The 4170-nt window shown below is 35.2% G+C and carries 3 protein-coding genes; 1 reads left to right on the top strand and 2 read right to left on the bottom strand.

Annotation, left to right across the window (positions count from 1 at the left end):
• Positions 1-92 precede the first annotated feature (92 nt).
• On the top strand, positions 93-1088 hold the full coding sequence (locus tag AC3DU7_RS21165) for a metal ABC transporter solute-binding protein, Zn/Mn family (protein ID WP_488041281.1): 996 nt from the start codon (positions 93-95) through the stop codon (positions 1086-1088).
• A gap of 234 nt (positions 1089-1322) precedes the next feature.
• Here the strand turns inward: AC3DU7_RS21165 and AC3DU7_RS21170 are convergent, their stop codons facing one another.
• Together AC3DU7_RS21170 and AC3DU7_RS21175 are read right to left on the bottom strand one after the other, a co-directional pair.
• The gene (locus tag AC3DU7_RS21170; RefSeq protein WP_488041279.1) at positions 1323-1556 is read right to left on the bottom strand and encodes a hypothetical protein; all 234 of its coding nucleotides are present in this window, start codon (positions 1554-1556) and stop codon (positions 1323-1325) included.
• Positions 1557-1707: 151 nt separating this feature from the next.
• Entirely contained in the window at positions 1708-3711 is a 2004-nt protein-coding gene (locus AC3DU7_RS21175) for a diguanylate cyclase (RefSeq protein WP_488041280.1), read from the bottom strand.
• Positions 3712-4170 lie beyond the last annotated feature (459 nt).

The raw sequence follows: 4170 nt of genomic DNA on the forward strand, positions 1-4170 counted from the left end.
GGATACCTTCTTTCTTCTGCTATATCAAAAATATGAAAACAATATGATATACATTATGAAAGGAATATGAAAAATTGTCAATTAAAATGAAAATGAAATTAAGCAGTATTTCTACTCAAGGTTTCCCACAAAAGTTGTGGCCAGCATTAGGAGTTTTATTGGGATTATGGATAAGTAGCTGTGCTGCCCCATTTTCAGACGGTAATGAAAAAAAACCTAAAGTAGTTTCTACTAGCACCATCATTGCCGATATGACAGAAAAAATAGGCGAGGATGAAATTGAACATCAAGGAATTATGGAACCTGGAGCTGACCCCCATATTTATGAACCTGTGCCTGATGATAGTGTGGCTTTTGAGGAAGCAGATTTAATTGTTTACAATGGCTACAATTTAGAACCTGGTTTAATTAAACTGATGAATGCTGCTGGTATAAAAGCCGAAAAATTGGCAGTAGGAGAAAAGGTAACACCATTACAAAATCCAGATCAGGGCGAGTTAGTGCCAGACCCCCATGTTTGGGGTGATGCGAAAAATGGAATTTTGATGGTAAATGGGATTCGGGATGCTTTGATTAAGTTGTCGCCGGAAGATCGAGACCTGTTTACGGAGAATGCAGCGAGACTAACTGAAGAATTACTAGCAGTTGATACTTGGATTAGCGAACAAATAGCAACTATTCCAGAAAGTAAGCGCCGACTGGTGACGACTCATGATGCTTTTGAATATTATGTGAGAGCTTATGGTTTAAAAATGACAGGAACTTTAATTGGCATGAGTACCGAAGAGCAACCCAGTGCCAAGACGGTGAAAAATTTGGCAGAGGAAATTAAGAAAACTGGAGTACCTGCTATTTTTGCGGAGACAACAATTAATCCTCAGTTAATCGCAACTGTAGCTCAGGAAGCAGGAGTGAAATTAGCGCCAAGAGAGTTATATTCAGATTCTATCGGCGCTTCAGGGAGCGAAGGAGATAGTTACGTTAAAATGTTAGTGTCTAATACTCGAACAATAGTAGAAGCTTTAGGTGGGAAATATACTGCCTTTGAATGGGAGGCAAAATCTACTCCGGCAGTACAAGCACAGTAATATCATGTCCGGGTAAAGGAGTAGGGGAGTGGAGGAGTGGGGGAGTGGGGGAGTGGGGGAGTGGAGGAGTGGGGAGATTCAATATTGAAATAATTAATAGACATCTCCAAAAATCAAATAACTATACAATAAGTATTCAACTAGATTTAATTTTATAGGGGAGTTGCTCGCTAGTGCCAACAAATTTTATAGTTAAATTTGCACCGACACTAGCGATCGCCTGTCAAATTCTAGCTAAAGTATTATGACTTCTTCCTTCTTTTTCCATTCAGCTATTTTGATATCACACTCCAGACAGCTAGGATTTTCTATTTTCAACTGCTTAATTTTATCGAACAATCCACCATATAATTCCGGATTAATTGTTACAAATAATAATGAGTTAACTACTACAATAATTTGACTGATAGCCGTTAGTGTAGCTCCTCCGTAGGAAGCTAACTTTTCGCTGAAATGACCTATTTTCATTGGGCTTAATTTGATTGTAGTTCATTAAATAAGGTTGCTTATTTATGTTATGCCTCTACATATTTATATATGACTTATTTCTTTATGCTTAATTCAGTTTTTTTTAATATTTCTTAATTTAAAAAATCATCAAATCAAATCAAAATTCAATCTACGGTTTTAATTGATACAAAACAACTCGATTACGCCCTGTTTTCTTCGCCTGATACAAAGCCTCATCAGCCCGTTGAATAATTTTTTCTCCTGTATTTCCATGTAGAGGAAAACAAGCAACTCCTAGAGAAGCAGTAATATTTGGCAGAGTTTCTCCCTGATGTTTTAGTGATAATTTCCTCACTCCTGAACACATCATTTCTGCTCTTTTGTGAGCAATTTCTAGAGGAATATTAGTTAATATCACAGTCATTTCTTCTCCACCGTAACGACAAACAATATCATATTTTCTAACTTGTTTCTGTAAAAAATTTGCTACTTTTTGGAGCACAAGATCTCCTACATCATGACCATAAGTATCGTTAAACTGTTTAAAGCGATCGATATCTACCATGATAATACTTAGAGTTTGTTGATAACGTTTCGCTTTGATAATTTCTTGCTTGAGAGATTCATCTAAATAGCGTCGATTAAATAAACCTGTTAGGGAATCACGAATACTTTCATTTCTTAATTTTTCTCTAAGTTTAAGATTGTACAGTGCTAAAGAAATTTGTTCAGCGACAGTATGAGCTAACTGTTGTTGATAGCTACTAATTCCTTCAGGTTGTTCGGTTCGTAGATAAAATATCCCCCAAGCTTCACCTTGAGCTAAGAGGGGAATACAAATAGTTGCAGTAAGTTGAGGCTCCTGATAAGTATGACGACAAAATAATTCTGGTTGATTATTGCTAGCAATATGAATTTGTTGATGGCGCAATGCCCAACAATGATTAAATTCAACCAACATTTCGCCATCTGCTACATTGCCATAATGACTGACACTTTCAAATTTATTGTTATCTTCATCTCTCGATAAAACACTGCCAGAAAAGCCTGGAAACAATTTTTTGATAAATTCTGCTAGCAATTTATTCGCATCTTCAATTTTTTCGCAAGCTTGTAAAAAATCTATCATTTGGTTAATAGTTGCCATTTCATGGTTGCGTTGCTCCAGTTTATGTACTGATTCTTGCAAATGCTGTACCTGTTGCTCTAGATGATTATTATTGCGATGCAACATCTCAATTTTCTCAGTTTGTAGGCGATCGACTTCCTGTTGCAATATCTGAATCATTCCATACATATCTACAGTATTCAGATTTTCCAACAAGCTAGTTTGCGTGACTATACCTAACAATTGACCATCACTACCACATACTACTAATCGTCGTACTCGCAACCTTTGCATTTGTTGATGAGCTTTCCATAAGCTATCAAACGGAGTCAAACTCTCTAAAGGTGTACTCATAACTTCTGAAGCTCTGAATTGTTTAACATTCATTCCCAGTGCTTGAAATTGCACAATATCTCTTTCTGTGACAATTCCAATAGGATATAGTATCTGTTGTGGATCTGTGCGGACTATTACTATACAACTAACTCGATACTTTGCCATTTTTTCTGCCAAAGCAAATATAGATAAATCAAGCGATCCATGAATAACATCGGTAGTCATCACTTCTTTCACCTGTCGATGTTTGAGTAGATCGACTGATTTTAGAGAATTGCGGAGACTTGCTACTGTAATCAAACCTACTAATTCTTCTGTTTTGGATAATACTGGTAGATGACGAATTTTATGCTGCCGAAAACAATTGACAATTGTAAAAATATCTTTGACCTCTGAAGCAACTACTGTAATCAACTTCCGAGTCATCACATCATTTATTTTCACATTTTCTATAGAAATTTCTTGGGCAATTAAGCGTACTATATCTCGCTCGGTTAGTATTCCTAATAGTTGATTATTTTCTACTACTAATAAACAACTCGATAGCTTGCTTGGCTCTATACATTGATTTGATTTTGCCACTGGATTAATTTCCTCATTTTGCTCCCTAGCTTGACTTAGATGATTTATTGCTTCAGTCAGTAAAATATCTGGAGTAACTATTAGGGGATTTCGCTCAATTGCTTTCTCAATCTGTGAGTTTAAAAATAGACCTGTTTCATTAGACATGGCATCATAAGTATAAAATTACAAAATAAAATTTTAGGTTCAATATTATTGGGGATTAAACTCCCTACCAATTGTGGACACCAAATTATTTATATATTTTTTATATATTTACTGTTAAATAATATTCCTTTCCCAGAGGTAGTTTAAGCAAATTTATTTTAGGAAAAAATACACTGATTATTTTGTATAGGTATACTACCTACAATTTACTACTTTCTGGGCCTAGTAATAATACTAAATTTCATTAACTAGGAGAGTATTAGTTTTAATGAAAGTATTACTGACAAATGACTTTATTGCTAAGTATTAATCTACTTATGTCAATCAATATAAAGTACTAGAGTGCAAGTAGTACATTTTACCACTTTGTAAATTATACAAAGCAGAATCAACGAAGGCATCTATTAGCGCTTTTCACATGGATAGACTACAGTTAGTATGGGCAACCCAAAAGCATTT

The sequence above is a fragment of the Okeania sp. genome (genome assembly GCF_983059655.1).

Coding starts and splice junctions, on each gene's coding strand:
- AC3DU7_RS21170 (WP_488041279.1), bottom strand. CDS start 1,556: ATGAAAATAGGTCATTTCAGCGAAAAGTTAGCTTCCTACGGAGGAGCT.
- AC3DU7_RS21175 (WP_488041280.1), bottom strand. CDS start 3,711: ATGTCTAATGAAACAGGTCTATTTTTAAACTCACAGATTGAGAAAGCA.
- AC3DU7_RS21165 (WP_488041281.1), top strand. CDS start 93: ATGAAATTAAGCAGTATTTCTACTCAAGGTTTCCCACAAAAGTTGTGG.